General features: G+C 61.9%; 27 protein-coding genes. 19 read left to right on the top strand and 8 right to left on the bottom strand.

Annotated features, from left to right (window positions below):
- The first annotated feature begins 62 nt into the window (after window positions 1-62).
- Complete coding sequence (locus tag HBO12_RS10120) at window positions 63-842, top strand: exodeoxyribonuclease III (protein ID WP_029289816.1); 780 nt, start codon at window positions 63-65, stop codon at window positions 840-842.
- Window positions 843-900: 58 nt separating this feature from the next.
- On the opposite strand, the gene HBO12_RS10115 is transcribed toward HBO12_RS10120, so the two are convergent.
- Entirely contained in the window at window positions 901-1,269 is a 369-nt protein-coding gene (locus tag HBO12_RS10115) for a DUF4870 domain-containing protein (RefSeq protein ID WP_169955413.1), read from the bottom strand.
- A 23-nt stretch (window positions 1,270-1,292) separates the two neighbouring features.
- The gene (gene rph, locus HBO12_RS10110; RefSeq protein ID WP_057961002.1) at window positions 1,293-2,015 is read right to left on the bottom strand and encodes a ribonuclease PH; all 723 of its coding nucleotides are present in this window, start codon (window positions 2,013-2,015) and stop codon (window positions 1,293-1,295) included.
- 233 nt (window positions 2,016-2,248) lie between these two features.
- Here rph and HBO12_RS10105 point away from each other — a divergent pair, with 233 nt between their 5' ends.
- The 7 genes from HBO12_RS10105 (at window position 2,249) to HBO12_RS10075 (ending at window position 8,358) form a co-directional block, all read left to right on the top strand.
- On the top strand, window positions 2,249-3,112 hold the full coding sequence (locus tag HBO12_RS10105) for a YicC/YloC family endoribonuclease (protein WP_170042066.1): 864 nt from the start codon (window positions 2,249-2,251) through the stop codon (window positions 3,110-3,112).
- A 10-nt stretch (window positions 3,113-3,122) separates the two neighbouring features.
- Window positions 3,123-3,743: a guanylate kinase gene (gene gmk / locus HBO12_RS10100; protein WP_170042065.1), complete on the top strand. Its 621-nt coding sequence runs from the start codon at window positions 3,123-3,125 to the stop codon at window positions 3,741-3,743.
- 167 nt (window positions 3,744-3,910) lie between these two features.
- Entirely contained in the window at window positions 3,911-4,174 is a 264-nt protein-coding gene (gene rpoZ, locus HBO12_RS10095; protein ID WP_169955416.1) for a DNA-directed RNA polymerase subunit omega, read from the top strand.
- A gap of 60 nt (window positions 4,175-4,234) precedes the next feature.
- A complete protein-coding gene (gene spoT / locus HBO12_RS10090) occupies window positions 4,235-6,340 on the top strand; it encodes a bifunctional GTP diphosphokinase/guanosine-3',5'-bis pyrophosphate 3'-pyrophosphohydrolase (protein WP_032856810.1) in 2,106 nt (701 codons plus the stop codon).
- 37 nt (window positions 6,341-6,377) lie between these two features.
- Entirely contained in the window at window positions 6,378-6,758 is a 381-nt protein-coding gene (locus tag HBO12_RS10085) for a RidA family protein (RefSeq protein ID WP_025130815.1), read from the top strand.
- Window positions 6,759-6,813: 55 nt separating this feature from the next.
- The gene (locus tag HBO12_RS10080) at window positions 6,814-7,557 is read left to right on the top strand and encodes a hypothetical protein (protein WP_169955417.1); all 744 of its coding nucleotides are present in this window, start codon (window positions 6,814-6,816) and stop codon (window positions 7,555-7,557) included.
- A 66-nt stretch (window positions 7,558-7,623) separates the two neighbouring features.
- Window positions 7,624-8,358, top strand: coding sequence for a hypothetical protein (locus tag HBO12_RS10075; RefSeq protein WP_170042064.1), 735 nt, complete (start codon window positions 7,624-7,626; stop codon window positions 8,356-8,358).
- A 101-nt stretch (window positions 8,359-8,459) separates the two neighbouring features.
- On the opposite strand, the gene HBO12_RS10070 is transcribed toward HBO12_RS10075, so the two are convergent.
- Window positions 8,460-9,311 carry an NAD-dependent epimerase/dehydratase family protein gene (locus tag HBO12_RS10070; RefSeq protein WP_170042063.1) on the bottom strand — a complete coding sequence of 284 codons (852 nt, stop codon included), beginning with the start codon at window positions 9,309-9,311 and terminating at the stop codon, window positions 8,460-8,462.
- Window positions 9,312-9,501: 190 nt separating this feature from the next.
- On the opposite strand from HBO12_RS10070, the gene exbB reads away from it, so the two are divergent.
- The 6 genes from exbB to HBO12_RS10040 all read left to right on the top strand — a co-directional run bounded on the left by exbB (window position 9,502) and on the right by HBO12_RS10040 (window position 16,433).
- Window positions 9,502-10,515, top strand: coding sequence for a tonB-system energizer ExbB (gene exbB / locus HBO12_RS10065; RefSeq protein WP_169955420.1), 1,014 nt, complete (start codon window positions 9,502-9,504; stop codon window positions 10,513-10,515).
- 6 nt (window positions 10,516-10,521) lie between these two features.
- Window positions 10,522-10,947: a TonB system transport protein ExbD gene (exbD, locus tag HBO12_RS10060; RefSeq protein ID WP_029289838.1), complete on the top strand. Its 426-nt coding sequence runs from the start codon at window positions 10,522-10,524 to the stop codon at window positions 10,945-10,947.
- Entirely contained in the window at window positions 10,944-11,690 is a 747-nt protein-coding gene (locus HBO12_RS10055; protein WP_169955421.1) for a TonB family protein, read from the top strand. The genes exbD and HBO12_RS10055 overlap by 4 nt, the downstream gene beginning before the upstream one ends.
- Before the next feature lie 236 nt (window positions 11,691-11,926).
- The gene (locus HBO12_RS10050; protein WP_169955422.1) at window positions 11,927-12,847 is read left to right on the top strand and encodes a hydrogen peroxide-inducible genes activator; all 921 of its coding nucleotides are present in this window, start codon (window positions 11,927-11,929) and stop codon (window positions 12,845-12,847) included.
- A 7-nt stretch (window positions 12,848-12,854) separates the two neighbouring features.
- The gene (gene recG, locus HBO12_RS10045) at window positions 12,855-14,930 is read left to right on the top strand and encodes an ATP-dependent DNA helicase RecG (RefSeq protein WP_057961010.1); all 2,076 of its coding nucleotides are present in this window, start codon (window positions 12,855-12,857) and stop codon (window positions 14,928-14,930) included.
- 102 nt (window positions 14,931-15,032) lie between these two features.
- Window positions 15,033-16,433 (top strand): aminoacyl-tRNA deacylase and HDOD domain-containing protein, encoded by a 1,401-nt coding sequence (locus tag HBO12_RS10040; protein ID WP_170042062.1) that lies wholly within the window; start codon window positions 15,033-15,035, stop codon window positions 16,431-16,433.
- A gap of 122 nt (window positions 16,434-16,555) precedes the next feature.
- On the opposite strand, the gene HBO12_RS10035 is transcribed toward HBO12_RS10040, so the two are convergent.
- The 4 genes from HBO12_RS10035 to HBO12_RS10020 all read right to left on the bottom strand — a co-directional run bounded on the left by HBO12_RS10035 (window position 16,556) and on the right by HBO12_RS10020 (window position 19,037).
- A complete protein-coding gene (locus tag HBO12_RS10035) occupies window positions 16,556-16,930 on the bottom strand; it encodes a helicase (RefSeq protein WP_170042061.1) in 375 nt (124 codons plus the stop codon).
- Between the two features lie 286 nt (window positions 16,931-17,216).
- Window positions 17,217-17,492, bottom strand: a complete 276-nt coding sequence (locus tag HBO12_RS10030) for an HU family DNA-binding protein (RefSeq protein WP_003213368.1) — start codon at window positions 17,490-17,492, stop codon at window positions 17,217-17,219.
- A 190-nt stretch (window positions 17,493-17,682) separates the two neighbouring features.
- Window positions 17,683-18,831, bottom strand: coding sequence for an NAD(P)/FAD-dependent oxidoreductase (locus tag HBO12_RS10025; RefSeq protein WP_169955424.1), 1,149 nt, complete (start codon window positions 18,829-18,831; stop codon window positions 17,683-17,685).
- Window positions 18,832-18,869: 38 nt separating this feature from the next.
- A complete protein-coding gene (locus HBO12_RS10020) occupies window positions 18,870-19,037 on the bottom strand; it encodes a rubredoxin (RefSeq protein ID WP_003213373.1) in 168 nt (55 codons plus the stop codon).
- Window positions 19,038-19,233: 196 nt separating this feature from the next.
- Here HBO12_RS10020 and HBO12_RS10015 point away from each other — a divergent pair, with 196 nt between their 5' ends.
- Window positions 19,234-19,797, top strand: a complete 564-nt coding sequence (locus HBO12_RS10015; protein ID WP_169955425.1) for a chorismate lyase — start codon at window positions 19,234-19,236, stop codon at window positions 19,795-19,797.
- A complete protein-coding gene (gene ubiA / locus HBO12_RS10010) occupies window positions 19,797-20,687 on the top strand; it encodes a 4-hydroxybenzoate octaprenyltransferase (RefSeq protein ID WP_170042060.1) in 891 nt (296 codons plus the stop codon). Before HBO12_RS10015 ends, ubiA begins: the two co-directional genes overlap by 1 nt.
- A 102-nt stretch (window positions 20,688-20,789) precedes the next feature.
- Here the strand turns inward: ubiA and HBO12_RS10005 are convergent, their stop codons facing one another.
- Complete coding sequence (locus tag HBO12_RS10005; protein ID WP_170042059.1) at window positions 20,790-21,170, bottom strand: COG4315 family predicted lipoprotein; 381 nt, start codon at window positions 21,168-21,170, stop codon at window positions 20,790-20,792.
- Window positions 21,171-21,322: 152 nt separating this feature from the next.
- Here HBO12_RS10005 and phoB point away from each other — a divergent pair, with 152 nt between their 5' ends.
- The 3 genes from phoB (at window position 21,323) to HBO12_RS09990 (ending at window position 24,980) form a co-directional block, all read left to right on the top strand.
- On the top strand, window positions 21,323-22,012 hold the full coding sequence (phoB, locus tag HBO12_RS10000; protein WP_003176964.1) for a phosphate regulon transcriptional regulator PhoB: 690 nt from the start codon (window positions 21,323-21,325) through the stop codon (window positions 22,010-22,012).
- An 81-nt stretch (window positions 22,013-22,093) separates the two neighbouring features.
- Window positions 22,094-23,380: a phosphate regulon sensor histidine kinase PhoR gene (gene phoR, locus HBO12_RS09995; RefSeq protein ID WP_178121202.1), complete on the top strand. Its 1,287-nt coding sequence runs from the start codon at window positions 22,094-22,096 to the stop codon at window positions 23,378-23,380.
- A 259-nt stretch (window positions 23,381-23,639) separates the two neighbouring features.
- On the top strand, window positions 23,640-24,980 hold the full coding sequence (locus HBO12_RS09990) for a hemolysin family protein (RefSeq protein ID WP_029289929.1): 1,341 nt from the start codon (window positions 23,640-23,642) through the stop codon (window positions 24,978-24,980).
- The last annotated feature ends 12 nt before the right edge of the window (window positions 24,981-24,992 follow it).

Here is a 24,992-nt window from a genome sequence, read left to right as displayed (position 1 = left end):
CGGATTTAGCTAAATAGGTAGACGGCGTGTATCATACACGCACGCGATTTTTGGGGCCATTTATGCGGATCATCAGTGTGAACGTTAATGGTATTCAGGCTGCAGTCGAGCGTGGTTTGCTCAGTTGGCTGCAAGCCCAGAATGCCGACGTCATCTGCCTGCAGGACACCCGCGCCTCCGCCTTTGAACTGGACGACCCAGCCTTCCAACTGGATGGCTACTTCCTTTATGCCTGTGATGCCGAAGTCCCTGCCCAAGGTGGCGTGGCTCTGTATTCACGGTTGCAACCCAAGGCGGTCATCAGCGGCCTCGGCTTCGAGACAGCCGATCGCTACGGGCGCTACCTGCAAGCCGATTTCGACAAAGTCAGTATTGCTACCTTGCTGCTCCCTTCGGGGATGAACGGCGATGAAGACTTGAACCAGAAGTTCAAGCTAATGGACGATTTCGCCCGTTATCTGGATAAACAGCGACGCAAACGTCGCGAGTACATTTATTGTGGCTCGTTGTACGTGGCGCAACAGAAGCTGGATATCAAGAACTGGCGCGACAGCCAGCAATCCCCGGGTTTCCTGGCGCCGGAACGGGCCTGGATGGACGAGATTGTCGGCAACATGGGTTATGTAGATGCCCTGCGTGAAGTCAGCCGCGAAGGCGACCAGTACAGCTGGTGGCCGGACAACGAACAGGCCGAGATGCTTAACCTGGGCTGGCGTTTCGACTACCAGTTGCTGACCCCCGGCCTGCGCCGGTTTGTGCGCAGCGCACGTCTGCCGCGTCAACCGCGCTTCTCGCAACATGCGCCGTTGATCGTGGACTACGACTGGACCTTGACCATCTGAGGTCAATATCCAGGCACAAAAAAACCGACATCACTGTCGGTTTTTTTGTGGGCGATGATTATTTGATCAATCGCCAGGTGAGCGGGTAACGGTAGGCAATGCCTTTGTTCGCCTTGACCCCGCCGATGATGGTCAACACCAGCGCGGCAATTACCAGCACCACCATCAACAGGAAGCCGATCACCACGAACCCCAGGACAAAGCAGACCAGCCAGGCGATGGCCACGGTCAGCTGGAAGTTCAGCGCTTCCTTGCCCTGGTCATCGATCAGCGGGTCCATGTCCTTCTTCACCTGCCACAGGATCAACGGCCCCAACACACTGCCAAAGGGGAACACCAGGCCGAGGAACGCCGCGAAGTGACAGAGCATCGCCCACTGGCGCACTTCTTTGTTCTGGGCCGACACAGGAAGCTGGTTGTCACTCATGGCGTTGCTCCTTGAGGCTGGTTTCAGTCAGCCAGTGCGGCGTTCTGCAGTTCGAAGATTTCGCTCATGCCTTTCTGGGCCAAGGCCAGCATGGCGTTCAGGTCGGCCGGTTGGAATGGCGCACCTTCGGCGGTGCCCTGCACCTCGATGAAGCCACCGGTGCTGGTCATGACCACGTTCAGGTCGGTCTCGGCAGCCGAATCCTCCAGGTAATCCAGGTCCAGTACCGGCTCGCCCTGGTACATGCCCACCGACACAGCGGCAATCATCTGCTTGAGCGGGTCGCCACCTTTCAGGCCACCGCGTTTCTTGATCACTTTCAGCGCATCGACCAGGGCGACCATGGCGCCAGTGATGGACGCGGTGCGGGTGCCGCCGTCGGCCTGGATCACGTCGCAGTCGACATATAGGGTCACGTCGCCCAGTTTGGACATGTCCAGCGCAGCGCGCAGGGAGCGGCCGATCAGGCGCTGGATTTCCAGGGTACGACCACCCTGCTTGCCACGACTGGCTTCACGCTGGTTACGCTCGCCAGTGGCGCGCGGCAACATGCCGTATTCGGCGGTCAACCAACCCTGGCCCTGGCCCTTGAGAAAACGCGGCACGCCGTTCTCCACGCTGACGGTGCAGATGACCTTGGTATCGCCAAACTCGACCAGTACAGATCCCTCGGCGTGTTTGGTGTAGTTGCGGGTGATGCGGATCGAGCGGAGCTGATCGGCAGCGCGACCACTTGGACGTTTCATAGGGGATACCTGTACTAAGGACGAAAAACTGCCGAGCATTATAGAGCCGCAGGCCGCTTCTCGGCACTGCTAATAAATTCGGTAACGAATGGACAAGCCCTGCCACCCTTTGTCACAGCCAGCATTTGGGGGCGCTCGCCCCGTTGCGCTACAATCCTGCGCCTTCGCAGCCTGTCGGCTTCAATCTACCTACCAGCCCGCCCGTTTGCGGGACTGTATCGCGAGGTACCTCCATGGTGCACAGCATGACCGCCTTCGCCCGCGTCGAAAAAGCCGGCGCCCAGGGCACCCTGAGCTGGGAACTGCGCTCGGTCAACAGCCGCTACCTGGAGCCGCACCTGCGCCTGCCCGAATCCTTTCGCGACCTTGAAGGCGCCGTGCGCGAAGCCCTGCGCGCCGGCATCTCCCGTGGCAAGCTGGAATGCACCCTGCGCTTTACCGAGGAAACCACCGGCAAGCCGCTGCAGGTTGACCGCGAACGCGCCGCGCAACTGGTCGCCGCCGCCGAGACCATCGCCAGCCTGATCAAGCAGCCGGCAGCCCTGAACCCGCTGGAAGTCCTGGCCTGGCCCGGCGTACTGGTGGCCGACGCCACTGACCCGCAGGCGCTGAATGCCGAGGCCCTGGCCCTGTTCAATCAAGGCCTGAAGGAGCTCAAGGCCGGGCGCGAGCGCGAAGGCGCCGAACTGGCGCGCCTGATCAGCGAGCGCCTGACCGCTATCGAAGCCGACGTGGTGACCCTGCGCGAGTTGGTCCCGCAAATGCTGGCCACCCAGCGCCAGAAGGTCCTCGACCGCTTCGCCGACATGAAGGCCGACCTCGACCCGGTGCGCCTGGAGCAGGAAATGGTCCTGCTCGCGCAAAAAAGCGACGTCGCCGAAGAACTCGACCGCCTGAGTACCCACATCCTGGAAGTGCGCCGCGTGCTCAAGGCGGCCGGTGCCGCTGGTCGGCGCCTGGACTTCCTGATGCAGGAACTCAACCGCGAAGCCAATACACTGGGCTCCAAAGCCTTCGATCCGCGCAGCACCCAGGCTGCGGTCAACCTCAAAGTGTTGATCGAGCAAATGCGCGAACAAGTACAGAATATTGAGTAAGGCAACTCCCATGACCCACAGCACCGGCACCCTCTACATTGTTTCCGCGCCCTCGGGCGCGGGCAAAAGCAGCCTGGTCAAGGCCCTGACCGACGCCAACCCGGAGATCCGCGTATCGGTCTCCCATACCACCCGCGCCATGCGTCCGGGTGAGGTGAACGGCGTGAACTATCACTTCGTCGAGCGCAGCGAGTTCGTGAAGATGATCGAACACGGTGACTTCCTGGAGCGTGCCGAAGTGTTCGGCAACCTCTATGGCACGTCCCAGAGCCATTTGCAGCAGACCCTCGACGAAGGTCATGACCTGATCCTGGAAATCGACTGGCAGGGCGCCGAACAAGTGCGCCAATTGATGCCCAAGGCGCGCTCGATCTTTATCCTGCCGCCGTCCCTGGAAGCCTTGCACCAGCGCCTGACCAATCGCGGCCAGGACAGTGACGAGATCATCGCTGGGCGCATGCGCGAAGCCGTCAGTGAAATGAGCCACTATGTGGACTACGACTACCTGATCATCAACGACGATTTTGCCCACGCCCTGGACGACCTGAAGGCGATTTTCCGTGCCAATCAGCTCCAGCAAAAACGCCAGCAACAGCGTTTTGGCAAATTGTTGGCCGAACTGCTCGGTTGAATGGCTCTTCCCAAAACCGCTGCAAGGGCCTTACATTGGCGCTTGTAGCGTGTTTGCCGGGGCCTGCGGAAAATCAGCGCTTCCCTAAACGCTGGTGATTTTTTAAACTGTTGAGTCCGCTCGCCCAACCGGGCAGCGCGCATCTTGCATTCGCTCCGAGGAATACCATGGCCCGCGTAACCGTTGAAGACTGCCTAGAACACGTGGATAACCGCTTTGAGCTGGTCATGCTCTCTACCAAGCGTGCCCGTCAATTGGCCACTGGCGGCAAAGAGCCGTTGCTCAATTGGGAAAATGACAAGCCAACCGTGATGGCCCTGCGCGAAATCGCTGCCGGCGTGATGAGCTACGAGTTCATCGCCAACGCCGAGATCGTTGAAGACGAACCGCTGTTTGCAGCGTTCGAGGACGAGTCCAACGAGGCCGTCTAAGCCTATGCCTGGTCGACGTAGCACGGCGCGGGGTCAAAGCCTTCGGCAGGAGTTAATACCTTGCCGAGCATAGACGCCCTCGCCGATCGCTTATCGACCTACCTCGGTACCGACCAGGTCAACCTGGTCCGCCGAGCGTATTTCTACGCCGAACAAGCCCACGACGGCCAACGCCGCCGCAGCGGCGAGGCATATGTCACCCATCCTCTTGCGGTGGCCAATATTCTTGCCGACATGCACATGGACCATCAAAGCCTGATGGCCGCGATGCTGCATGACGTGATCGAAGACACCGGCATTGCCAAGGAAGCGCTCAGCGCGCAATTTGGCGAAACCGTGGCCGACCTGGTCGACGGGGTCAGCAAGCTGACCCAGATGAACTTCGAAACCAAGGCCGAGGCCCAGGCGGAAAACTTCCAGAAAATGGCCATGGCCATGGCCCGGGATATCCGGGTGATCCTGGTCAAACTGGCCGACCGGCTGCACAACATGCGCACGCTGGAAGTGCTGTCCGGCGAGAAACGCCGGCGCATTGCCAAGGAAACCCTGGAAATCTACGCGCCCATCGCCAACCGGCTGGGCATGCATGCCATTCGTATCGAATTCGAAGACCTTGGTTTCAAGGCGATGCACCCGATGCGTTCAGCGCGTATCTACCAGGCGGTCAAGCGCGCCCGGGGCAATCGCAAGGAAATCGTCAACAAGATCGAAGAGTCCCTGAGCCATTGCCTGGCAATCGACGAGATTGAAGGCGAAGTCAGCGGGCGGCAGAAGCATATCTACGGCATCTACAAGAAGATGCGCGGCAAGCGCCGGGCCTTCAACGAGATCATGGACGTGTATGCGTTCCGGATCATCGTCGACAAGGTCGATACCTGCTACCGCGTGCTGGGCGCTGTACATAATTTGTACAAACCCCTGCCAGGCCGCTTCAAGGACTACATCGCGATCCCCAAGGCCAACGGCTATCAGTCGCTGCATACCACGCTGTTCGGTATGCATGGGGTGCCGATCGAGATCCAGATCCGCACCCGGGAAATGGAAGAGATGGCCAACAACGGCATCGCCGCCCATTGGCTGTACAAGTCCAGCGGCGACGAGCAGCCCAAAGGCACCCATGCCCGCGCCCGCCAGTGGGTCAAGGGCGTGCTGGAAATGCAGCAGCGTGCCGGCAACTCCCTGGAATTTATCGAAAGCGTGAAGATCGACCTGTTCCCGGACGAGGTCTACGTGTTCACGCCCAAAGGCCGGATCATGGAGCTGCCCAAGGGCTCCACGGCGGTCGACTTTGCCTACGCGGTTCACACCGACGTCGGTAACAGCTGCATTGCCTGCCGGATCAACCGTCGCCTGGCCCCACTGTCGGAACCGCTGCAAAGCGGTTCCACCGTGGAAATCGTCAGCGCGCCGGGGGCCCGGCCGAATCCGGCGTGGCTCAACTTCGTGGTCACCGGCAAGGCTCGCACCCATATCCGCCACGCGCTGAAGCTGCAACGTCGCTCCGAGTCCATCAGCCTGGGCGAACGCCTGCTGAACAAGGTGCTCAACGGTTTCGACAGCTCCCTGGAGAAGATTCCCGCCGAGCGCGTGCAGGCGATCCTCCACGAGTACCGCCAGGAAACCATCGAAGACCTGCTCGAAGATATCGGCCTGGGCAACCGCATGGCCTACGTCGTCGCCCGTCGCCTGCTGGGCGAAGGCGAGCAACTGCCGAGCCCCGAAGGCCCGCTGGCCATTCGTGGCACCGAAGGCCTGGTGCTGAGCTACGCCAAATGCTGTACGCCAATCCCGGGCGACCCGATTGTCGGGCACCTGTCCGCCGGCAAAGGCATGGTGGTGCACCTGGACAACTGCCGCAATATCAGCGAAATCCGCCACAACCCGGAAAAATGCATCCAGCTGTCATGGGCCAAGGATGTGACCGGCGAATTCAACGTCGAGCTGCGGGTGGAGCTGGAGCACCAGCGCGGCCTGATCGCCCTGCTGGCCAGCAGTGTCAACGCGGCCGACGGCAATATCGAAAAAATCAGCATGGACGAACGCGATGGTCGCATCAGCGTGGTCCAACTGGTGGTCAGCGTGCACGACCGCGTGCACTTGGCCCGTGTGATCAAGAAACTGCGTGCCCTGACCGGGGTTATCCGCATCACTCGCATGCGCGCATAACACCCCCCTATAGCCCGGACATTACAAGGAGTCATTCATGACCAAGACTGTTATCACCAGCGACAAGGCACCTGCTGCCATCGGTACTTATTCCCAGGCGATCAAGGCGGGCAACACCGTCTACATGTCCGGCCAGATCCCACTGGACCCAAAGACCATGGAACTGGTTGAAGGCTTTGAAGCCCAGACCGTACAAGTCTTCGAGAACCTCAAGTCGGTAGCTGAAGCAGCAGGCGGTTCGTTCAAGGACATCGTCAAGCTGAACATCTTCCTCACCGACCTCAGCCACTTCGCCAAGGTCAACGAGATCATGGGCAAGTACTTCGAACAACCCTACCCAGCCCGCGCCGCCATTGGCGTTGCCGCCCTGCCCAAGGGTTCCCAGGTTGAGATGGACGCGATTCTGGTCATCGAGTAATACATTCGGCGCAACCCACGGGGTTGCGCCGACTTCGTTTTAAAAGGATTTCGTAATGCGCAAAGCGCTCGTTGCCTCCACGCTGCTGGCCCTTCTTCTTGGCGGCTGCGCCAGCAGTCCTGCCACCCGGGATGTGAGCGGTACCTGGATCAACCAGGTTGCCATCGATGCGGCGTCCAAGGGCGGCCCTTTGCGTGAAGCCCTGCAAGCCTACGGCCCGAACCTCGAATGGGAGGTCAACACCCGGGCCAACCAGGCGCGCTACTTCAACGGCTTTGAACGCCCTGAAGGCACCCTGGCCGGCGAAAAGTCCGGCACCTGGAACGTTGATTTCTACGGCAGCTCGACCACCGAACTCAAGCGCAAGGGCAAACAGCTGCTGCAAGTGGCCAACGACAACGAGCCCGAACAGCTCTTTGATCGCCCCAAGGACCCTGCCCCTGAAGGCGCACCGTTGGGTGCCAACTTCGAACGGGCGCTGTACGCGGCCTACATGGGCGGCAGTTGGAAAATCACCAGCGGCAGCGGCCTGGGCGAGACCGTACAGTTCCAGGCCAACGGCCAGGTTACCGGCCTGCCGGGTGCCGACCAGTATTCACTGTGCCTGGCAGGCGATTGCGCCTCCATGAGTGGTGGCTACGACAGCATCTGGCTGCAACAAGGCGGCCAGGGCAACCCGTGGATCTTCAGTCGCAACGACAAGCAACTGGAGATTTTCCAGGCGATCAATACATCCCAGGCCGACGAAGTGCCTTCGTTCACCCCCGGGCCGCGCCAGTGGCTGTTGGAAAAACAGTGATACGAAACAAAGGAGCCTACGGGCTCCTTTTTCTTTAGCCTGCAATCCTTTGCCTCGGACTACGCCATGTTCAAACCACTCCTCATTGGCCTGGCCTTGCTGGGCGGCTGCACCCACGTATCGCAACCCGTCGACATCAGCGGGATCTGGATCAACCAGGCCGCCATCGATGCCGCCGCCCAGGGCCGGCCGCTGCTCAACAGCCTGCAAGCCAACGGCAGGAACCTGGAGTGGAATGTCGACACCCGCACCGGCCAAGCTCATGCCAGCAGTGCCTTTGAGGTAGATGAAGGCCAACTCCTGCCAAAAGCACCTGGCGCATGGACCGTCGATCACAACGGCTATGGCCGTGACGAACTGCAATTAAAGGATCAGCAACTGCTCCAACTGCCTCGCAAGGATCTGCCCGGCCAGGTGTTCCAGCGTGCCCACCCATCGACCACGGAGGGTGCGCAATGGGGGAGTACATTCCGGCAGGCACTGAACTCAGCTTACATGGGTGGCCCGTGGAAAATCCTTGAGGGCGAAGGCGCCGGCGGCACCGTAGTGTTCAATGCGCATGGCAACCTGTCGGGCCTGGGAAAGAATGACCGATACGAATTGTGCCTGGGCGGGGACTGCGCCACTCAAGGCGCCGGCAATGACACCCTGTACCTGGGCAAAGGCGACGCGGGGGATAGTTGGATTTTCGTGCGCAACGGCAACACGCTGGAAATTTTCCAGGCGATCAATCATTCCAGGCCAGACGAAATTCCTCAGTTGAGCCCTGGGCAGCGCCAGTGGCTGCTGGAAAAACAGTAAGACCACTGTGGGAGCTGGCTTGCCTGCAATAGCATCACCTCTGTTTCACTGACACACCGAGCTGCCTGCATCGCAGGCAAGCCCGGCTCCCACAGGAGAGGTCAGCCCTTGAGGATAGCGGCGTAGCCTTCGCGGTAGCTTGGATAGGTTGGCGTCCAGCCCAGCGCCTTGGCTCGCGCATTGCTGCACTGCTTGCTGCCCGCACGCCGCACGCTGGCGTCTTCGGCCCACTCGGTGACCCCAAGGTACTCGCGCAGCCAATCCACGACTTCGGCCAGCGGCGCAGGCGCGTTGTCGACACCGATGTAGACCTTGTCCAACGTACCGCCCTGCTCCACATGCAGCAGCAAAAAGGCCAGCAGCCCTGCCGCATCATCGACGTGGATGCGGTTGCCATATAAAGGTGGCTCAACCGCCACGCGATAGCCTTGGCGCACCTGGCTCAACAACCACTCGCGACCAGGACCATAGATACCGGTCAAGCGTACAGTCGTGGCCGGGATACCGCTGTCCAATGCCACTTGCTCGGCTTCCAGCATCACCTGCCCGGAGTACCCAACGGCATGGGTGGGCGAGGTTTCATCGACCCATTCACCGTTTTGCTGGCCGTAGACGCTGCTACTGGACACAAACAGCAGGTGCTTGGGCTGCTGACCATAGTCATCGAGCCACTCCAGCACATGCTGCAAACCTTCGACATAGGCTTTGCGATAGCCCGCTTCATCGTGGTCGGTCGCGGCCGCGCAGTACACCAGGTAGTCCACGCCACCAATCGGCCAGGTGTCGGGGCAGTCCTTTTTGAACAGGTCGCCGGCAATGCCAATCACCCCTTCCGGCAGGCGCGAGACATTGCGTCGCAGGCCATGCACCTCCCATCCCGCGACCAGCAATTGACTCGCCAGCCGACTACCTACATCACCACAACCGGCAATCACCACAGAAGGCGCAGACATCACAAAACTCCGTTCTCAAAGGTCTAGATTAGCCCTCGCAGGTGACCAGCGGCCAGAAAAAGCACAAATAAAGTTACTGTATTACTTCTGTTAACAAGAATTACTTGCAATAATAACGGCCCATTTGTCCTCGGCCCTTTTGCGGCCTGGCAGGGCAATCCCTTATTTTTTCCTCTCAGGTCCGGCCAGCATGACACGCAATAACCTCCCCGCTTCGCCAACCAAGCCTCACAGCCCGTCCCGCGCCTGGCGCGCGATAACTGCGTTGCTGCTCAGCGTCCTGCTGGCTCCGACCGCCGCGTTCGCCGATGCCACGGCACCGGCCACCCCGCCTGCCGCCGCTGCACCAGCCCCGGCTGCAGCCCCAGCACCTGAGCAAAACGCCGCCGCTCCCGGCGCACCGGCTGCCGCACCTGCGGCCACCGACCCGGTCGCAGCCGACGGTGTTACCCCGCAAGATGAAACCGGCGTAGTCCTGGAAGAAGACAACACCCTGGGCATGGCCCACGACCTGTCGCCGTGGGGCATGTACCAGAACGCCGACATCATCGTGAAGATCGTGATGGTCGGCCTGGCTATCGCCTCGATCATCACCTGGACCATCTGGATCGCCAAAGGCTTCGAACTGCTGGGCGCCAAACGCCGCCTGCGCACTGAAATCGTCAACCTGAAAAAAGCCACCACCCTTAAAGAAGCCAGCGAAAGCGCGGCCATCAAGGGCACCCTGGCGCATCTCTTGGTGCACGACGCGCTGGAAGAAATGCGCCTATCGGCCAACACCCGCGAAAAGGAAGGCATCAAGGAACGCGTGAGCTTCCGCCTGGAGCGCCTGGTAGCGGCCTGCGGTCGCAACATGAGCAACGGCACCGGCGTGCTGGCGACCATCGGTTCTACCGCACCGTTCGTCGGTCTGTTCGGTACCGTGTGGGGCATCATGAACAGCTTCATCGGCATCGCCAAGACCCAGACCACCAACCTCGCCGTCGTTGCCCCAGGCATTGCCGAAGCCCTGCTGGCAACCGCCCTGGGCCTGGTCGCCGCGATTCCAGCGGTGGTGATCTACAACGTGTTCGCCCGCTCGATCGCCGGCTACAAGGCCCAGGTGTCGGATGCTTCGGCAGAAGTCCTGTTGCTGGTCAGCCGTGACCTCGATCACCTGCCTACCGAGCGCAGCTCGCAACCGCACATGGTGAAAGTGGGGTAATCGGCCATGGGCCTGCATTTGAATCAAGGCGACGACGAGCTCGTCGAGAACCACGAAATCAACGTCACGCCGTTTATCGACGTGATGCTGGTGCTGCTGATCATCTTCATGGTGGCAGCACCCTTGGCCACGGTGGACATCAAGGTTGACCTCCCCGCCTCCAGCGCGAAACCCGCGCCGCGGCCGGAGAAACCGGTGTTCCTCAGCGTCAAGGCTGACCAGCGCCTGTTCCTGGGCGAAGAAGAGGTCAAATCCGAAACCCTGGGTGCGGTGCTCGACGCGCGGACCCAGGGCAAGAAAGACACGACGATCTTCTTCCAAGCCGACAAAGGCGTGGACTACGGCGACCTGATGAGCGTGATGGATGCCCTGCGGGCGGCCGGCTACCTCAAGGTCGGTCTGGTCGGACTTGAGACGGCAGCCAAAAAATGATCACGACGCGCCACAAACTGACGCGTTATGGCACCAGCCTTGCCGTCGTGCTGGGCGTCCACGCCGTCGCGATCATCCTCGCGTACCAATGGTCGGCACCCCATATGGTGCAGTTGCCACCGGCGGCCATGGTCATCGACCTGGCGCCGATGCCGGCACCACCGCCTCCGGCCCCGCCGAAGGTGGTGACGCCGCCGCAACCGCCGGCGCCGGTGGAAGAGTTGCCCTTGCCGAAACTGGCCGAGGCACCCAAGCCGACGATTTCCGTGCCCAAGCCGGTCAAGCCAAAGCCCAAGCCGCAGCCGCCCAAGCCTGAGAAAAAGGTCGAGCAGCCCAAGGAAAAACCTTCCGAGGACCCGCCGAGCGAAAGCCCTCAGAACAACGCGCCTTCGGAAAAGTCGGCCCAACCGCAACCCGGCCCTTCGCCGGCGCAAGTCGCGGCCAAGGCCACCTGGGAAAGCACGCTGCTCGGTCACCTGGCGAAATACAAGAAGTACCCGCCAGGCGCCCAGGCCCGTGGCAAGGAAGGCTTGAACCGCTTGCGGTTCGTGGTGGATGCCGAAGGCAAGGTGCTGTCTTATGAATTGGTGGGCCGTTCCGGCAACGCCGACCTGGACCGCGCCACTCTGGAGATGATCCGTCGTGCCCAGCCGCTGCCCAAGCCACCGGCCGACATGTTGAAAAACGGCAGCATCGAAATCGTTGCGCCGTTTGTCTACAACATCGAGAAGCGTCGCCGCTAACCCCTGTGGGAGCGGGCTTGTGTGGGAGCGGGCTTGCCCGCGATGACGGTGTAACAGTCAACATCCACAATGACTGACACACCGCCATCGCGAACAAGCCCACCCCCACACAAAGCCGCCAACGCCATTAAGCAAAATCCCCCGCACAAACCGCTCAATCCCCAATCTAGTTCTGATAACGTGCGCCTATCGATTGCAGCCGGTATGCTTGGCCCGCAACCTCATGGACGCCCGCTATGACTCTTACAGAATTACGCTACATCGTGACCCTCGCCCAAGAGCAACACTTCGGCCATGCCGCCGAACGTTGCCATGTCAGCCAGCCGACGCTGTCGGTGGGTGTGAAGAAGCTTGAAGACGAACTCGGTGTGCTGATTTTCGAGCGCAGCAAGAGCGCCGTGCGCCTCACTCCGGTAGGCGAAGGCATTGTGGCCCAGGCCCAGAAGGTACTGGAGCAGGCCCAGAGCATTCGTGAACTGGCCCAGGCCGGCAAGAACCAGCTGACCGCCCCGCTGAAAGTCGGCGCGATCTACACCGTCGGCCCGTACCTGTTCCCACACCTGATCCCGCAACTGCATCGCGTTGCGCCGCAGATGCCGCTGTATATCGAGGAAAACTTCACCCACGTACTGCGCGACAAACTGCGCAACGGTGAGTTGGACGCGATCATCATCGCTTTGCCGTTCAACGAAGCCGACGTGCTGACGTTGCCACTCTATGACGAGCCGTTCTACGTGCTGATGCCCGCCTCCCACCCGTGGACGCAAAAAGACACGATCGACGCCGGCCTGCTCAACGACAAGAGCCTGCTGCTGCTCGGTGAAGGCCATTGCTTCCGCGACCAGGTGCTGGAAGCCTGCCCGACCCTGACCAAGGGCAACGACGGCGCCAAGCACACCACGGTGGAATCCAGCTCCCTGGAGACCATCCGCCATATGGTGGCGTCTGGCCTGGGCATCTCGATCCTGCCGCTGTCGGCCGTGGACAGCCATCACTATGCAGCCGGCGTGATCGAAGTGCGTCCGCTCACCCCGCCCGTGCCGTTCCGCACCGTGGCGATTGCCTGGCGGGCCAGTTTCCCGCGCCCGAAAGCGATTGATATCCTCGCCGACTCGATCCGCCTGTGCTCGGTGGCCAAGCCGCCCGCTGCGAGCTAAGCCTTGTATGACTGAGTTGTCGCAGGTGTCGGTGACGGCACTCAAGGGTGTCGGTGAAGCCATGGCCGAGAAGCTGGCCAAGGTCGGCCTGGAAAACCTCCAGGACGTGCTCTTTCACCTGCCCCTGCGCTATCAGGACCGCACCCGTGTAGTGCCCATCGGCCATCTGCGCCCTGGGCAGGACGCGGTGGTCGAAGGCACCGTCAGCGGTGCCGATGTAGTGATGGGCAAGCGCCGCAGCCTGGTGGTGCGCCTGCAGGACGGCACCGGTGGCCTGAGCCTGCGCTTCTACCATTTCAGCAACGCGCAAAAGGAAGGCCTCAAGCGCGGCACTCGCGTGCGTTGCTACGGTGAAGCGCGCCCGGGTGCCTCGGGCCTGGAAATCTACCATCCGGAATACCGCGCCATTACCGGCGACGAGCCGCCGCCGGTAGACACCACCCTCACTCCCATCTACCCGCTCACCGAGGGCCTGACGCAACAGCGCCTGCGCCAGCTGTGCATGCAGACCCTGACCCTGCTCGGCCCGCAAAGCCTGCCCGATTGGCTGCCGCAGGAGCTGGCCCGTGACTACCAGTTGGCGCCCCTGGCGGATGCGATTCGCTATCTGCACCATCCACCGGCCGATGCCGATGTCGATGAGCTGGCCCTGGGTCATCACTGGGCCCAGCATCGCCTGGCCTTTGAAGAGTTGCTGACCCACCAATTGTCCCAGCAACGCCTGCGCGAAAGCATGCGCTCCCTGCGTGCGCCAGCGATGCCCAAGGCCACGCGCCTGCCCGCGCAATACCTGGCCAACCTCGGCTTTGCGCCGACCGGCGCGCAGCAGCGGGTAGGCAACGAAATTGCCTACGACCTGAGTCAGAAAGAACCAATGCTGCGCCTGATCCAAGGCGATGTCGGTGCTGGCAAGACCGTGGTCGCGGCCCTGGCCGCGCTGCAGGCCCTGGAGGCCGGCTACCAGGTGGCGTTGATGGCACCGACCGAGATCCTCGCTGAGCAGCACTTCATCACCTTCAAGCGCTGGCTCGAACCCCTGGGCCTGGAAGTGGCATGGTTGGCGGGCAAGCTCAAGGGCAAGAACCGCACTGCCGCCCTGGAGCAGATCGCCGCTGGCGCCCCGATGGTGGTAGGTACCCACGCGCTGTTCCAGGACGAAGTGAAATTCAAGAACCTGGCCCTGGTAATCATCGACGAACAGCACCGCTTTGGCGTGCAGCAACGCCTGGCCCTGCGCGAAAAGGGCGTGGGCGGGCGGATGAATCCGCACCAGTTGATCATGACGGCCACCCCGATCCCACGCACATTGGCCATGAGTGCCTACGCCGACCTCGACACCTCGATCCTCGACGAGCTGCCGCCCGGCCGCACCCCGGTCAACACCGTATTGGTCACCGACACCCGCCGCGTCGAAGTCATCGAGCGCGTGCGCGGCGCCTGCGCCGAGGGGCGCCAGGCGTATTGGGTATGCACGCTGATCGAAGAGTCCGAAGAACTGACCTGCCAGGCGGCCGAAACCACCTACGAAGACCTCACCAGCGCCCTGGGCGAGCTCAAGGTCGGGCTGATCCACGGGCGCATGAAGCCTGCGGAAAAAGCCGCAGTGATGGCCGAGTTCAAGGCCGGCAACCTGCAATTGCTGGTCGCCACCACAGTCATCGAAGTCGGCGTGGATGTGCCCAACGCCAGCCTGATGATCATCGAAAACCCCGAGCGCCTGGGCCTGGCGCAACTGCACCAGCTGCGCGGTCGTGTCGGCCGGGGCAGTGCCGCCAGCCACTGCGTGCTGCTCTACCATCCGCCGCTGTCGCAGATTGGCCGCCAGCGCCTGGGGATCATGCGCGAGACCAACGACGGCTTCGTGATCGCCGAAAAAGACCTGGAACTGCGCGGCCCCGGCGAAATGCTCGGCACCCGCCAGACCGGCCTGCTGCAATTTAAAGTGGCCGACCTGATGCGCGACGCCGACCTGCTGCCCGCCGTGCGCGACGCCGCCCAGGCCCTGCTGGAACGCTGGCCGCACCACGTCAGCCCGCTGCTGGATCGCTGGCTGCGCCACGGCCAGCAATACGGCCAGGTCTGACAGACCGCCGATAGCCGACACCATCACAAACCGCAGTTAGACACCCCCCCGCCGAACCAAGCTGGTTATACTCCAAGCAAATGTAGGAAATTGGATCCGGCCATGTCAGAAGTTGCCCACGCCACAGCCCCGCCGACTGCCCCATCGGTCATTCGGGACCTGCTCGCGAAACTCGCCATCAGCTACACGGAAGTCACCGAACACCCCGGCCTTAACCCGGCCCGAAAGGTTCAAGCGGTACTGCTCGATGACGCGGTGGGCGCCCTGATGGTGCTGTTCCCCCAGAGCCAGTTGCTGGATCTCAATCGCCTAACCGAGCTGACCGGGCGCAACCTCACCGCCGTCGCACCGGAGCGCCTGGAGCGCATGCTCGGCAAACACAGCCTGAGCCTGCTGCCCGGCCTGCCGCCGTTGACCAGCTCGCCATGCCTGTATGAAGAACGCCTGCTGCGCGAGCCGACCCTGCTGGTGCACTCGGGCGAAGCCACGGTGCTGCTGGAAATCGCCAGCGATGACTTCAAGCGCATGCTGAGCAAAGCCAGCGCCGCCAACTTCGGCGAGCCCTTGAGCAGCATCCGGCCCAACTTCGATCGCCCTAACGATGACCCCGACGAAATCTCCCAGGCCATGCAGGCGTTTACCGCCCGCCGCATCCAGCAAAGGCTGGAAGCCACCATCGAGATTCCGCCGCTGGCCGACACCGCGCAGAAGATCATCAAGCTGCGGGTTGACCCAAACGCCACCATCGACGACATCACCGGCGTGGTCGAGACCGACCCGGCCCTGGCCGCGCAAGTGGTGAGCTGGGCGGCATCGCCGTACTACGCCTCGCCGGGCAAGATCCGCTCGGTAGAGGATGCGATCGTGCGCGTGCTGGGCTTCGACCTGGTGATCAACCTGGCCCTGGGCCTGGCGCTGGGCAAGACCCTGAGCCTGCCCAAGGACCATCCGCAACAGGCCACGCCCTACTGGCACCAGTCGATCTACACCGCTGCGGTGATCGAAGGCCTGACCCGCGCCATGCCCCGCGCCCAGCGTCCGGAAGCCGGCCTGACCTACCTGGCGGGCCTGCTGCACAACTTTGGTTACCTGTTACTGGCCCACGTCTTCCCACCGCACTTCTCGCTGATCTGCCGGCACCTGGAGGTCAACCCGCACCTGTGCCACAGCTATATCGAGCAGCACTTGCTGGGCATCAGCCGCGAACAAATCGGCGCCTGGCTGATGCGTTACTGGGATATGCCGCAAGAGCTGTCCACGGCCCTGCGCTTCCAGCACGACCCGAGCTATGACGGCCAATACGCCGAATACCCGAACCTGGTATGCCTGGCGGTGCGTTTGCTGCGCGGGCGGGGGATTGGTTCCGGGCCTGAGGCCGAGATTCCGGACGAGTTGCTGGAGCGCCTGGGCCTGAGCCGCGACAAGGCCGAGGACGTGGTGAGCAAGGTGTTGGATGCCGAGGTGTTGTTGCGCGAACTGGCGTCGCAGTTCAGCCAGGGGTAAAGCTGGTGCCTGTTGTACCGCTATCGCAGGCAAGCCAGCTCCCACATTTGACCGAGTTCCAACGTTGGAATGCACTCAAAATGTGGGAGCTGGCTTGCCTGCGATGAATGCAACTCGGTCTTTCAGGCCTTCTTCTTCGGCTTCAAATACTTGGTCAAGCCCTGGAACCACATCACCAGGGCCGGGTTGCCCTTGATCTGGATCGACTTGTCCTGAATCCCCGTCATGAACGCCAGTTGCTTGTTCTTCGCCTGCATCGTGGCGAAGCCATAGGCGGCGTCTTTGAAGGCGATGGCGAACGCAGGCTCCGGGTGTACACCCGAGCGACTGGTGATGCGCTGGTCTTTGACGATGAAGTGGCGGGCGACCTTGCCGTCGAGGGTCTGCAGCTGGAATGCCAGGTCTTTGTCACCCAACTGCTGCTGGAACGCGTGGTTGTTGCGGCTGGCTTTGGCCATCATCAGGCCCAGCACCCACAGGAGAAAACGAAATTTCATGCACACGGCCTCAGTGTAATTATTGGGTGGCCGCAGCAGTTTAACGATTTGCGCGCGGAACGCCACCGATCTCCCGCGTTAGCCGGAGATCGGCTGGCGTTTACCGCTTATAGCAACAACTTGGCTCAAACGTCAGGGCAACGCATCGGTGCCCACTCGGTCACTCCAAGCGCCACCCACACAACCGTCGTGGCCCAAGAACGCGCCCCAACAAAAATGGGCACCCGACCCAGTCGGCGTGCCCATTTTTCATACCTCCACGCCTCCCTTCGAGGCGGTGCCGCGCTTACGGGTTGACGCTGTCTTTAAGCGACTTGCCCGGTTTGAACGCTACGGTGTTGCTCGCCTTGATTTTCACCGGCTCGCCGGTTTGCGGGTTTTTGCCGGTGCGGGCGCCACGGTGGCGCTGCAGGAAGGTGCCGAAACCAACCAGGGTGACGCTGTCCTTGCGGTGCAAGGCGCCAGTGATTTCTTCAAGAACGGCGTTGAGGACGCGGTTGGCCTGTTCTTTGGTCAGGTCTGCTTTTTCTGCAATGGCGGCTGCGAGTTCTGGTTTACGCATAGGTGAAGCCTCTTTGACGGTTTTTTGTTGTTATGTCCGTGCTGCTCTCTGCTGGAGCAGCGCCAAGGCGCCGCAGGCTCTACTCTGCGGCAGACGGGAGTGAGGATGGCATGCCATTGGTGCCTGCGCCAGTCTCGCGGCGACCTTTCTAGGGGGAAAAAGGTGCTTATTCCGACAGAACGACCAGCATTTACGCCAGCAGAGGCGGAAGTTCCTTATTCAGGGCCAGTTTTTCCATGACTGCCGTACCGGTAAGCGCATAGCCCAGCAGGCGACCGCTGGCATCGCGGCACAAGGCCTTGATGTCGCCGCCCTGCCCTTCGACACTCCACACGCCTTCAGTGCCCCGTGGCGGTGGTGAGACCACCAGTGGGCACGCCGGGGTTTTCACCGTGACCGGCATCGGCCCGTAGTTGACCGCCGTGGCGTTGCCCGCCAGGGTCTGGGCCAGGGCGCGGGCGCAGCTCATCAGGGGCATGACGTACAACAGGTTCAGGCCATCGACCTCGGCGCAGTCGCCCAGGGCGTAGATATTGGCGTGGGAGGTCTTGAGGTGGCGGTCGACCATGATCCCACGGCTGATTTGCAGGCCGGCCGCAGCCGCCAGGTCCACCCGGGGGCGCAGGCCGATGGCGGAAACCACAAGGTCGCAATCAATCACCGTGCCATCGGACAGGTGGGCCTCCAGGCCGTCAGCCGTGCGTTGCAGGCGGTTAAGCACCGGGCCCAGGTGGAAGCGTGCGCCCAGGCCTTCCAACCCGGCCTGCACCGCTGCAGCCGCCGCCGGGTGCAGCAGGGTCGGCATGACTTGCTCGCACGGTGCCACCAGGTCGATGGTGTAGCCACCCAGGATCAGGTCGTTGGCAAATTCACAGCCGATCAGGCCCGCACCCAATAGCAACACCCGGCGCTTGCCGACAGCGGCGTGGCGAAAGCGCGCGTAGTCTTCCAGGTCGTTGATCGGGAAAATCAATTCAGCGGCATCGCCCTCGACGGGCACCTGCACAGTCTGGGCGCCCCAGGCCAGGATCAGGTCGCGGTAGGCCACCGCCTCCTCGCCGATCCACAGGCGCTTATGCCCAGGGTCGATCCCACTGATTCGGGTATGGGTGCGCACCTCGGCCTTGAGTTGCTCGGCCATGGCGCCAGGGGTCGCCATGCTCAGGCCATCGGCATCCTTGTTTTTGCCAAAACCGGTGGAGAGCATGGGCTTGGAGTAGGAACGCCCATCATCCGCGGTGATCAGCAACAGCGGGGTTTCGCTGTCGAGCTTGCGAAACTCCCGAGCCAGGTTGTAACCGGCCAAGCCCGTACCGATGATCACGACAGGTGCGCTCATTCCATTCTCCTTGTAGTGCATTTCTTAAATTCAGCGAATCAACCGATTTCGATCATTTCAAAATCCATTTTGCCGACGCCGCAGTCCGGGCACAGCCAGTCTTCCGGGACGTCCTGCCACAGGGTACCTGGGGCGATCCCGTCATCCGGCCAACCGTCCTTCTCGTCATAGATCAGGCCACAGACTACACATTGCCACTTCTTCATTACTTGCTTCCTCAGGGTCCAGGCTTACTGGCCGACGGTCGATAGATCCAGCATTGCCGTGCGGCTCAGGGCGTTTTGTACTGATCGGGGCGCCCAGATGCAAGCATGTTCGACCCAATGTCCCGGCACACGCCGGCAACAATCCAGGCTGCCATGGTAAGCTCGGCGCCTCATTAACTGCCAATAATGACTCCCCGTGCCGCATTCGATTGCCGTTCCCGATGCCTGCCAATGGCTGAACCAGAGCCTTCTGCGCCCTCTGCCCGCCCCCCCTGCCCTTGACTGGCTGTTCGATGAAGGCTCGCTGACGCGCCGCCTGACGCACCTGTCCAACGATGGTTTCAGTGTTACGCCGCTGTACGAAGGCTGGCAGCCCCTGCGAGACGACGAATGCGCCGCCCTCGACCTGCCAGCGGCCAGTATTGGCTGGGTACGCGAGGTGTATTTGCGCGGTCACGGCCAGGCCTGGGTGTTCGCCCGCAGCGTGGCGGCGCGCAGTGCCTTGCAGGGCGATGGCTTGCATATGGATGAGTTGGGCAGTCGTTCCCTGGGCGAGTTGCTGTTTTGTGACCAGGCCTTCACCCGCCAGGCCATCGAGGTCTGCCACTACCCACGCGCCTGGCTGCCGCAGGCCGATCAGGCCAATGGCTTGTGGGCGCGGCGCTCGCGCTTTGATCGCGGCGCGTTGAGCGTGTTGGTGGCGGAAGTGTTCCTGCCGAGCCTGTGGCAAGCCGTGCAGCAATCTGCGGAGGATTGCTGATGTACCAGCGCCTGCTCCAATCCCTGAACCGCTTGAACCCACGGGCCTGGGACTTTGTGCAACTGACGCGGATGGACAAGCCCATCGGCATCTATCTGCTGCTGTGGCCCACCCTGTGGGCACTGTGGATTGCCGGCAAGGGCTCGCCATCGTTGAGCAATATCGTGATTTTTGTGTTGGGCGTGACCCTGACCCGTGCCGCCGGTTGCGTGATCAATGACTGGGCTGACCGCAAGGTCGACGGCCATGTGAAGCGCACCGCGCAACGCCCGTTGGCCAGCGGCAAGATCAGCTCCAAAGAGGCCCTGGTGTTCTTTGCGGTGCTGATGGCCATCAGCTTTTTGCTGGTGCTGCTGACCAATGCCGCCACCATCTGGCTGTCCCTGGGCGGCCTGGCCCTGGCCGTCAGCTACCCCTTCATGAAGCGCTACACCTATTACCCGCAAGTGGTGCTCGGCGCGGCGTTTTCCTGGGGCATGCCCATGGCGTTTACCGCCGAGACCGGCAGCCTGCCGGCCATTGCGTGGCTGCTGTATATCGCCAACCTGCTGTGGACCGTGGCCTACGACACCTACTACGCCATGACCGACCGCGATGACGATCTGAAAATCGGCGTCAAATCCACCGCGATCCTGTTTGGCGATGCCGACCGGATCATCATCCTTACCTTGCAGGGGCTGGCGCTGCTTTGCCTGCTACTGGCGGGCTCACGCTTCGAACTGGGCGGCTGGTTCCACCTGGGGCTGGCGGCGGCGGCGGGGTGTTTTGCCTGGGAGTTCTGGTACACCCGGGATCGGGACCGGATGAAGTGCTTCAAGGCGTTTTTGCACAACCATTGGGCAGGGTTGGCGATTTTTCTCGGGATTGTGGCCGATTACGCCTTCCGATAATGCCCTGTTCCTTGTAGGAGCCGGCTTGCCGGCGATGAGGCCAGCAGCCCTGCGGTGATTTCAGGGCCGCCATCGCCGGCAAGCCGGCTCCTACAGGGGAGTTCAGGGCTTGGCGACCTTCCAGGCGCCGTCCATTTTGCCGTCGCCGGTCGCATCGCCGGCCTTCTTGTCGGCGATGAAGGTATACAGCGGCTTGCCGTCATAGGCCCATTGGCTGGTGTTGTCGTCACGGGTGATGACGGTCCACTTGCCCATCGGTTTATCGGTGGACTCGGCCTTCAACGGCGGCCAGTTGCTGGCGCACTTGTCGTTGCAGTTGGACTTGCCGTCGGCATCCTTGGCAAAGGTATAGAGCGCCATGCCCTTGTGGTCCACCAACATCCCGTCTTTAGTCATGGCCGGGTCCGCCGCGACAGCCAGTGTCGGCAGCGTCAACGCCGCCGTGACCAGCAGGGCTTTCCAGGAAAAAATACCTTGAGTCATCAGAACCTTCCTTTTGCGGTTGTCAGGATTCGGACTCAAAGCGTAGTTCAGGACTAGGCCGATTGCGCAGGCCAGTAAAATACTGTCACACGACTGCAATAATTCCGTTATCTAATGCGGCGCAAGACAGTTAAATGACAAGAGGACTTAGCATGGTTGGCAGGAGCATTCTGATCGTTGACGACGAAGCGCCCATTCGCGAAATGATCGCCGTTGCGTTGGAAATGGCCGGCTATGACTGCCTGGAGGCAGAGAACTCCCAGCAGGCCCACGCCATTATCGTCGACCGCAAGCCGGACCTGATCCTGCTGGACTGGATGCTGCCCGGCACCTCTGGCATCGAGCTGGCCCGGCGCCTCAAGCGCGATGAGCTGACCGGGGATATCCCGATCATCATGCTCACCGCCAAGGGCGAAGAGGACAACAAGATCCAGGGCCTGGAAGTGGGCGCCGATGACTACATCACCAAGCCGTTTTCCCCACGGGAACTCGTTGCACGTCTGAAGGCCGTGCTGCGCCGCGCCGGCCCGACCGATGGCGAGGCGCCGATTGAAGTCGGCGGCCTGCTGCTGGACCCGATCAGCCACCGCGTGACCATCGACGGCAAGCCTGCCGAAATGGGCCCCACCGAATACCGCCTGTTGCAGTTCTTCATGACCCACCAGGAGCGCGCCTATACCCGTGGGCAATTGCTGGATCAGGTGTGGGGCGGCAATGTGTATGTAGAGGAGCGCACCGTGGACGTGCACATCCGCCGCCTGCGCAAAGCCTTGGGCGATGCCTACGAGAATCTGGTACAAACCGTGCGCGGTACCGGCTATCGGTTTTCCACCAAAGGCTGAGCCAGCCCTTCCCAGACTTAACAGCCGACAAGGACGCATGTTCAAGTGAACCAAAACTGGCATGGCACCCTGATCCGCCACATGCTCCTGCTGGTCACCGGCTGCCTGTTGGTCGGCCTGATCAGCGGCTACTACGGCTGGAGCCTGGCCATCGGCCTGGGCCTCTACCTGGGCTGGACCCTCAAGCAATTGCTGCGCCTGCACGAGTGGCTGCGCCAGCACAAACCCGATGAAGCACCACCCGACGGCTACGGCCTGTGGGGCGAGGTGTTCGACAGCATCTATCACCTGCAACGCCGCGACCAGCGGGTGCGGGGCCGCCTGCAAGCGGTGATCGACCGGGTCCAGGAGTCGACGGCCGCGCTCAAGGACGCGGTGATCATGCTCGACAGCGACGGCAACCTGGAATGGTGGAACCGCGCCGCCGAGACCCTGCTGGGCCTCAAGACGCCCCAGGACAGCGGCCAGCCGGTGACCAACCTGGTACGCCATCCGCGCTTCAAGGAATACTTCGAGCAGGATAACTACGAGGAAGCCCTGGAAATCCCGTCGCCCACCAACGATCGGGTGCGCATCCAGCTGTACCTCACGCGCTATGGCAACAATGAACACTTGATGCTGGTGCGCGACGTCACCCGCATCCATCAGTTGGAACAGATGCGCAAGGATTTCGTCGCCAACGTCTCCCACGAATTGCGTACGCCGCTGACGGTGATCTGTGGCTACCTGGAGACGCTGCTGGACAACGTCGAAGGCGTCAACCCGCGCTGGAACCGTGCCTTGCAGCAGATGCAGCAACAGGGCTCACGCATGCAGACCCTGCTCAACGACCTGCTGCTGCTGGCCAAGCTGGAAGCCACCGACTACCCCTCGGACAACCACCCCGTGGCCGTACAGAGCCTGCTGCAGACCATCAAAAACGATGCCCAGGCCCTGTCCGGCGAGCGCGGCCAGATCATTACCCTGGAGGCCGACCCGTCGGTGCTGCTCAAGGGCAGCGAGGGCGAATTGCGCAGTGCTTTTTCCAACCTGGTGTTCAACGCTGTGAAGTACACCCAGGACAAAGGCACGATCCGCATCCGCTGGTGGGCCGATCAGCAGGGGGCGCACCTGAGCGTGCAGGATTCGGGGATTGGTATCGACAGTAAACACCTGCCACGCCTGACCGAGCGTTTCTACCGCGTCGACTCCAGCCGCAACTCCAACACCGGCGGTACGGGGCTGGGCTTGGCGATCGTCAAGCACGTGCTGTTGCGCCATCGGGCCCGCCTGGAAATCAGCAGCGTCCTGGGCCATGGCAGCACCTTTACCTGCCACTTTGCGCCGACGCAGGTCAGTCGTTCGCAAGCAATCGCGACGAAGGATTAATCTGAAAATAACCCCCACCCTCCTGTGGGAGCTGGCTTGCCTGCGATAGCATCACCTCGGTGCATCTGTAAGACCTAGGCGCCTGCATCGCAGGCAAGCCAGCTCCCACATAAGCCCAATGCAGCAGGCATTCACGGATCCGCCCGGCAGCCGCCACTAGGCAAGCGCCCCTTCAGCCGCTACATTGCCTGACTTGTGCCCGCCCTTGAGGCACAGCCATCACCCCTTTTTGAATACACGGAACCCGCAAAACCCCATCATGGACCCTTCCCCTGGTATCACCCTCGCGACACTCTTCGCCGATTTCGGCATGATTCTTTTTGCACTGATCCTGGTACTGCTCAACGGTTTCTTCGTTGCGGCGGAATTTGCCATGGTCAAACTGCGCTCCACCCGGGTCGAGGCCATCGCCCACACCAACGGCTGGCGCGGGCAGATCCTGCGCACCGTACACAGCCAGCTCGACGCGTATCTGTCGGCCTGTCAGTTGGGTATCACCCTCGCCTCCCTGGGCTTGGGCTGGGTCGGTGAGCCGGCTTTTGCGCACATCCTGGAGCCGTTGCTGGGGGCCATGGGCGTCGAGTCGCCTGAAGTCATCAAGGGCGTGTCGTTCTTCGCCGCCTTCTTCGTGATTTCCTACCTGCACATCGTGGTCGGTGAGCTGGCGCCCAAGTCCTGGGCCATTCGCAAGCCCGAGCTGCTGTCGCTGTGGACGGCGGTGCCGTTGTACCTGTTCTACTGGGCGATGTACCCGGCAATCTACCTGCTCAACGCCAGCGCCAACGCGATCCTGCGCATCGCCGGCCAGGGCGAGCCCGGCCCCCATCACGAGCACCATTACAGCCGCGAAGAACTCAAGCTGATCCTGCACTCCAGCCGTGGCCAGGACCCAAGCGACCAAGGCATGCGCGTGCTGGCCTCGGCCGTGGAAATGGGCGAACTGGAAGTAGTGGACTGGGCCAACTCGCGGGAAGACCTGGTGACCCTGGACTTCAACGCGCCGCTCAAGGAAATCCTCGCGCTGTTCCGCCGCCACAAATTCAGTCGCTACCCGGTGTACGACCCGGTGCGTGGTGAGTTTGTCGGCCTGCTGCACATCAAGGATCTGCTGCTGGAACTGGCGGCCCTGGATCATATTCCCGAGTCGTTCAACCTGGCCGAGCTGACCCGCCCGCTGGAGCGCGTGTCGCGGCACATGCCGCTGTCGCAATTGCTCGAACAGTTCCGCAAGGGCGGCGCGCACTTTGCCCTGGTAGAGGAAGCCGACGGCAACATCATCGGCTACCTGACCATGGAAGACGTGCTGGAAGTGCTGGTGGGCGATATCCAGGACGAACACCGCAAGGCCGAGCGCGGCATCCTCGCCTACCAGCCGGGCAAACTGCTGGTGCGTGGTGACACGCCGCTGTTCAAGATCGAGCGCCTGCTGGGCATCGACCTGGACCACATCGAGGCCGAAACCCTCGCTGGCTTGATCTACGACACCCTCAACCGGGTGCCGGAAGAGGAAGAAGTGCTGGAAGTGGAAGGCCTGCGGATCATCATCAAGAAGATGAAAGGCCCGAAAATCGTGCTGGCCAAGGTCCTGATGCTCGACTAGGGCACACCCCCT

The organism is Pseudomonas sp. WS 5059 (assembly GCF_012985525.1).
Lineage (GTDB): Bacteria > Pseudomonadota > Gammaproteobacteria > Pseudomonadales > Pseudomonadaceae > Aquipseudomonas.
The sequence above is the reverse complement of the archived record's forward strand: the minus strand, read 5'-3'. Positions and strand labels throughout refer to the sequence as shown.

Bases quoted from the DNA above. Each gene is read 5' to 3' on its own strand.
- HBO12_RS10050 (WP_169955422.1), top strand. From the start codon at position 11,927: ATGACTCTTACAGAATTACGCTACATCGTGACCCTCGCCCAAGAGCAA.
- HBO12_RS10040 (WP_170042062.1), top strand. From the start codon at position 15,033: ATGTCAGAAGTTGCCCACGCCACAGCCCCGCCGACTGCCCCATCGGTC.
- HBO12_RS10085 (WP_025130815.1), top strand. From the start codon at position 6,378: ATGACCAAGACTGTTATCACCAGCGACAAGGCACCTGCTGCCATCGGT.
- rpoZ (WP_169955416.1), top strand. From the start codon at position 3,911: ATGGCCCGCGTAACCGTTGAAGACTGCCTAGAACACGTGGATAACCGC.
- exbB (WP_169955420.1), top strand. From the start codon at position 9,502: ATGACACGCAATAACCTCCCCGCTTCGCCAACCAAGCCTCACAGCCCG.
- phoR (WP_178121202.1), top strand. From the start codon at position 22,094: ATGCTCCTGCTGGTCACCGGCTGCCTGTTGGTCGGCCTGATCAGCGGC.
- rph (WP_057961002.1), bottom strand. From the start codon at position 2,015: ATGAAACGTCCAAGTGGTCGCGCTGCCGATCAGCTCCGCTCGATCCGC.
- HBO12_RS10105 (WP_170042066.1), top strand. From the start codon at position 2,249: ATGGTGCACAGCATGACCGCCTTCGCCCGCGTCGAAAAAGCCGGCGCC.
- HBO12_RS10005 (WP_170042059.1), bottom strand. From the start codon at position 21,170: ATGACTCAAGGTATTTTTTCCTGGAAAGCCCTGCTGGTCACGGCGGCG.
- HBO12_RS10115 (WP_169955413.1), bottom strand. From the start codon at position 1,269: ATGAGTGACAACCAGCTTCCTGTGTCGGCCCAGAACAAAGAAGTGCGC.
- gmk (WP_170042065.1), top strand. From the start codon at position 3,123: ATGACCCACAGCACCGGCACCCTCTACATTGTTTCCGCGCCCTCGGGC.
- HBO12_RS10020 (WP_003213373.1), bottom strand. From the start codon at position 19,037: ATGAAGAAGTGGCAATGTGTAGTCTGTGGCCTGATCTATGACGAGAAG.
- HBO12_RS10075 (WP_170042064.1), top strand. From the start codon at position 7,624: ATGTTCAAACCACTCCTCATTGGCCTGGCCTTGCTGGGCGGCTGCACC.
- HBO12_RS09990 (WP_029289929.1), top strand. From the start codon at position 23,640: ATGGACCCTTCCCCTGGTATCACCCTCGCGACACTCTTCGCCGATTTC.
- exbD (WP_029289838.1), top strand. From the start codon at position 10,522: ATGGGCCTGCATTTGAATCAAGGCGACGACGAGCTCGTCGAGAACCAC.
- HBO12_RS10035 (WP_170042061.1), bottom strand. From the start codon at position 16,930: ATGAAATTTCGTTTTCTCCTGTGGGTGCTGGGCCTGATGATGGCCAAA.
- phoB (WP_003176964.1), top strand. From the start codon at position 21,323: ATGGTTGGCAGGAGCATTCTGATCGTTGACGACGAAGCGCCCATTCGC.
- HBO12_RS10120 (WP_029289816.1), top strand. From the start codon at position 63: ATGCGGATCATCAGTGTGAACGTTAATGGTATTCAGGCTGCAGTCGAG.
- HBO12_RS10055 (WP_169955421.1), top strand. From the start codon at position 10,944: ATGATCACGACGCGCCACAAACTGACGCGTTATGGCACCAGCCTTGCC.
- ubiA (WP_170042060.1), top strand. From the start codon at position 19,797: ATGTACCAGCGCCTGCTCCAATCCCTGAACCGCTTGAACCCACGGGCC.
- HBO12_RS10030 (WP_003213368.1), bottom strand. From the start codon at position 17,492: ATGCGTAAACCAGAACTCGCAGCCGCCATTGCAGAAAAAGCAGACCTG.
- HBO12_RS10070 (WP_170042063.1), bottom strand. From the start codon at position 9,311: ATGTCTGCGCCTTCTGTGGTGATTGCCGGTTGTGGTGATGTAGGTAGT.
- HBO12_RS10025 (WP_169955424.1), bottom strand. From the start codon at position 18,831: ATGAGCGCACCTGTCGTGATCATCGGTACGGGCTTGGCCGGTTACAAC.
- recG (WP_057961010.1), top strand. From the start codon at position 12,855: ATGACTGAGTTGTCGCAGGTGTCGGTGACGGCACTCAAGGGTGTCGGT.
- HBO12_RS10080 (WP_169955417.1), top strand. From the start codon at position 6,814: ATGCGCAAAGCGCTCGTTGCCTCCACGCTGCTGGCCCTTCTTCTTGGC.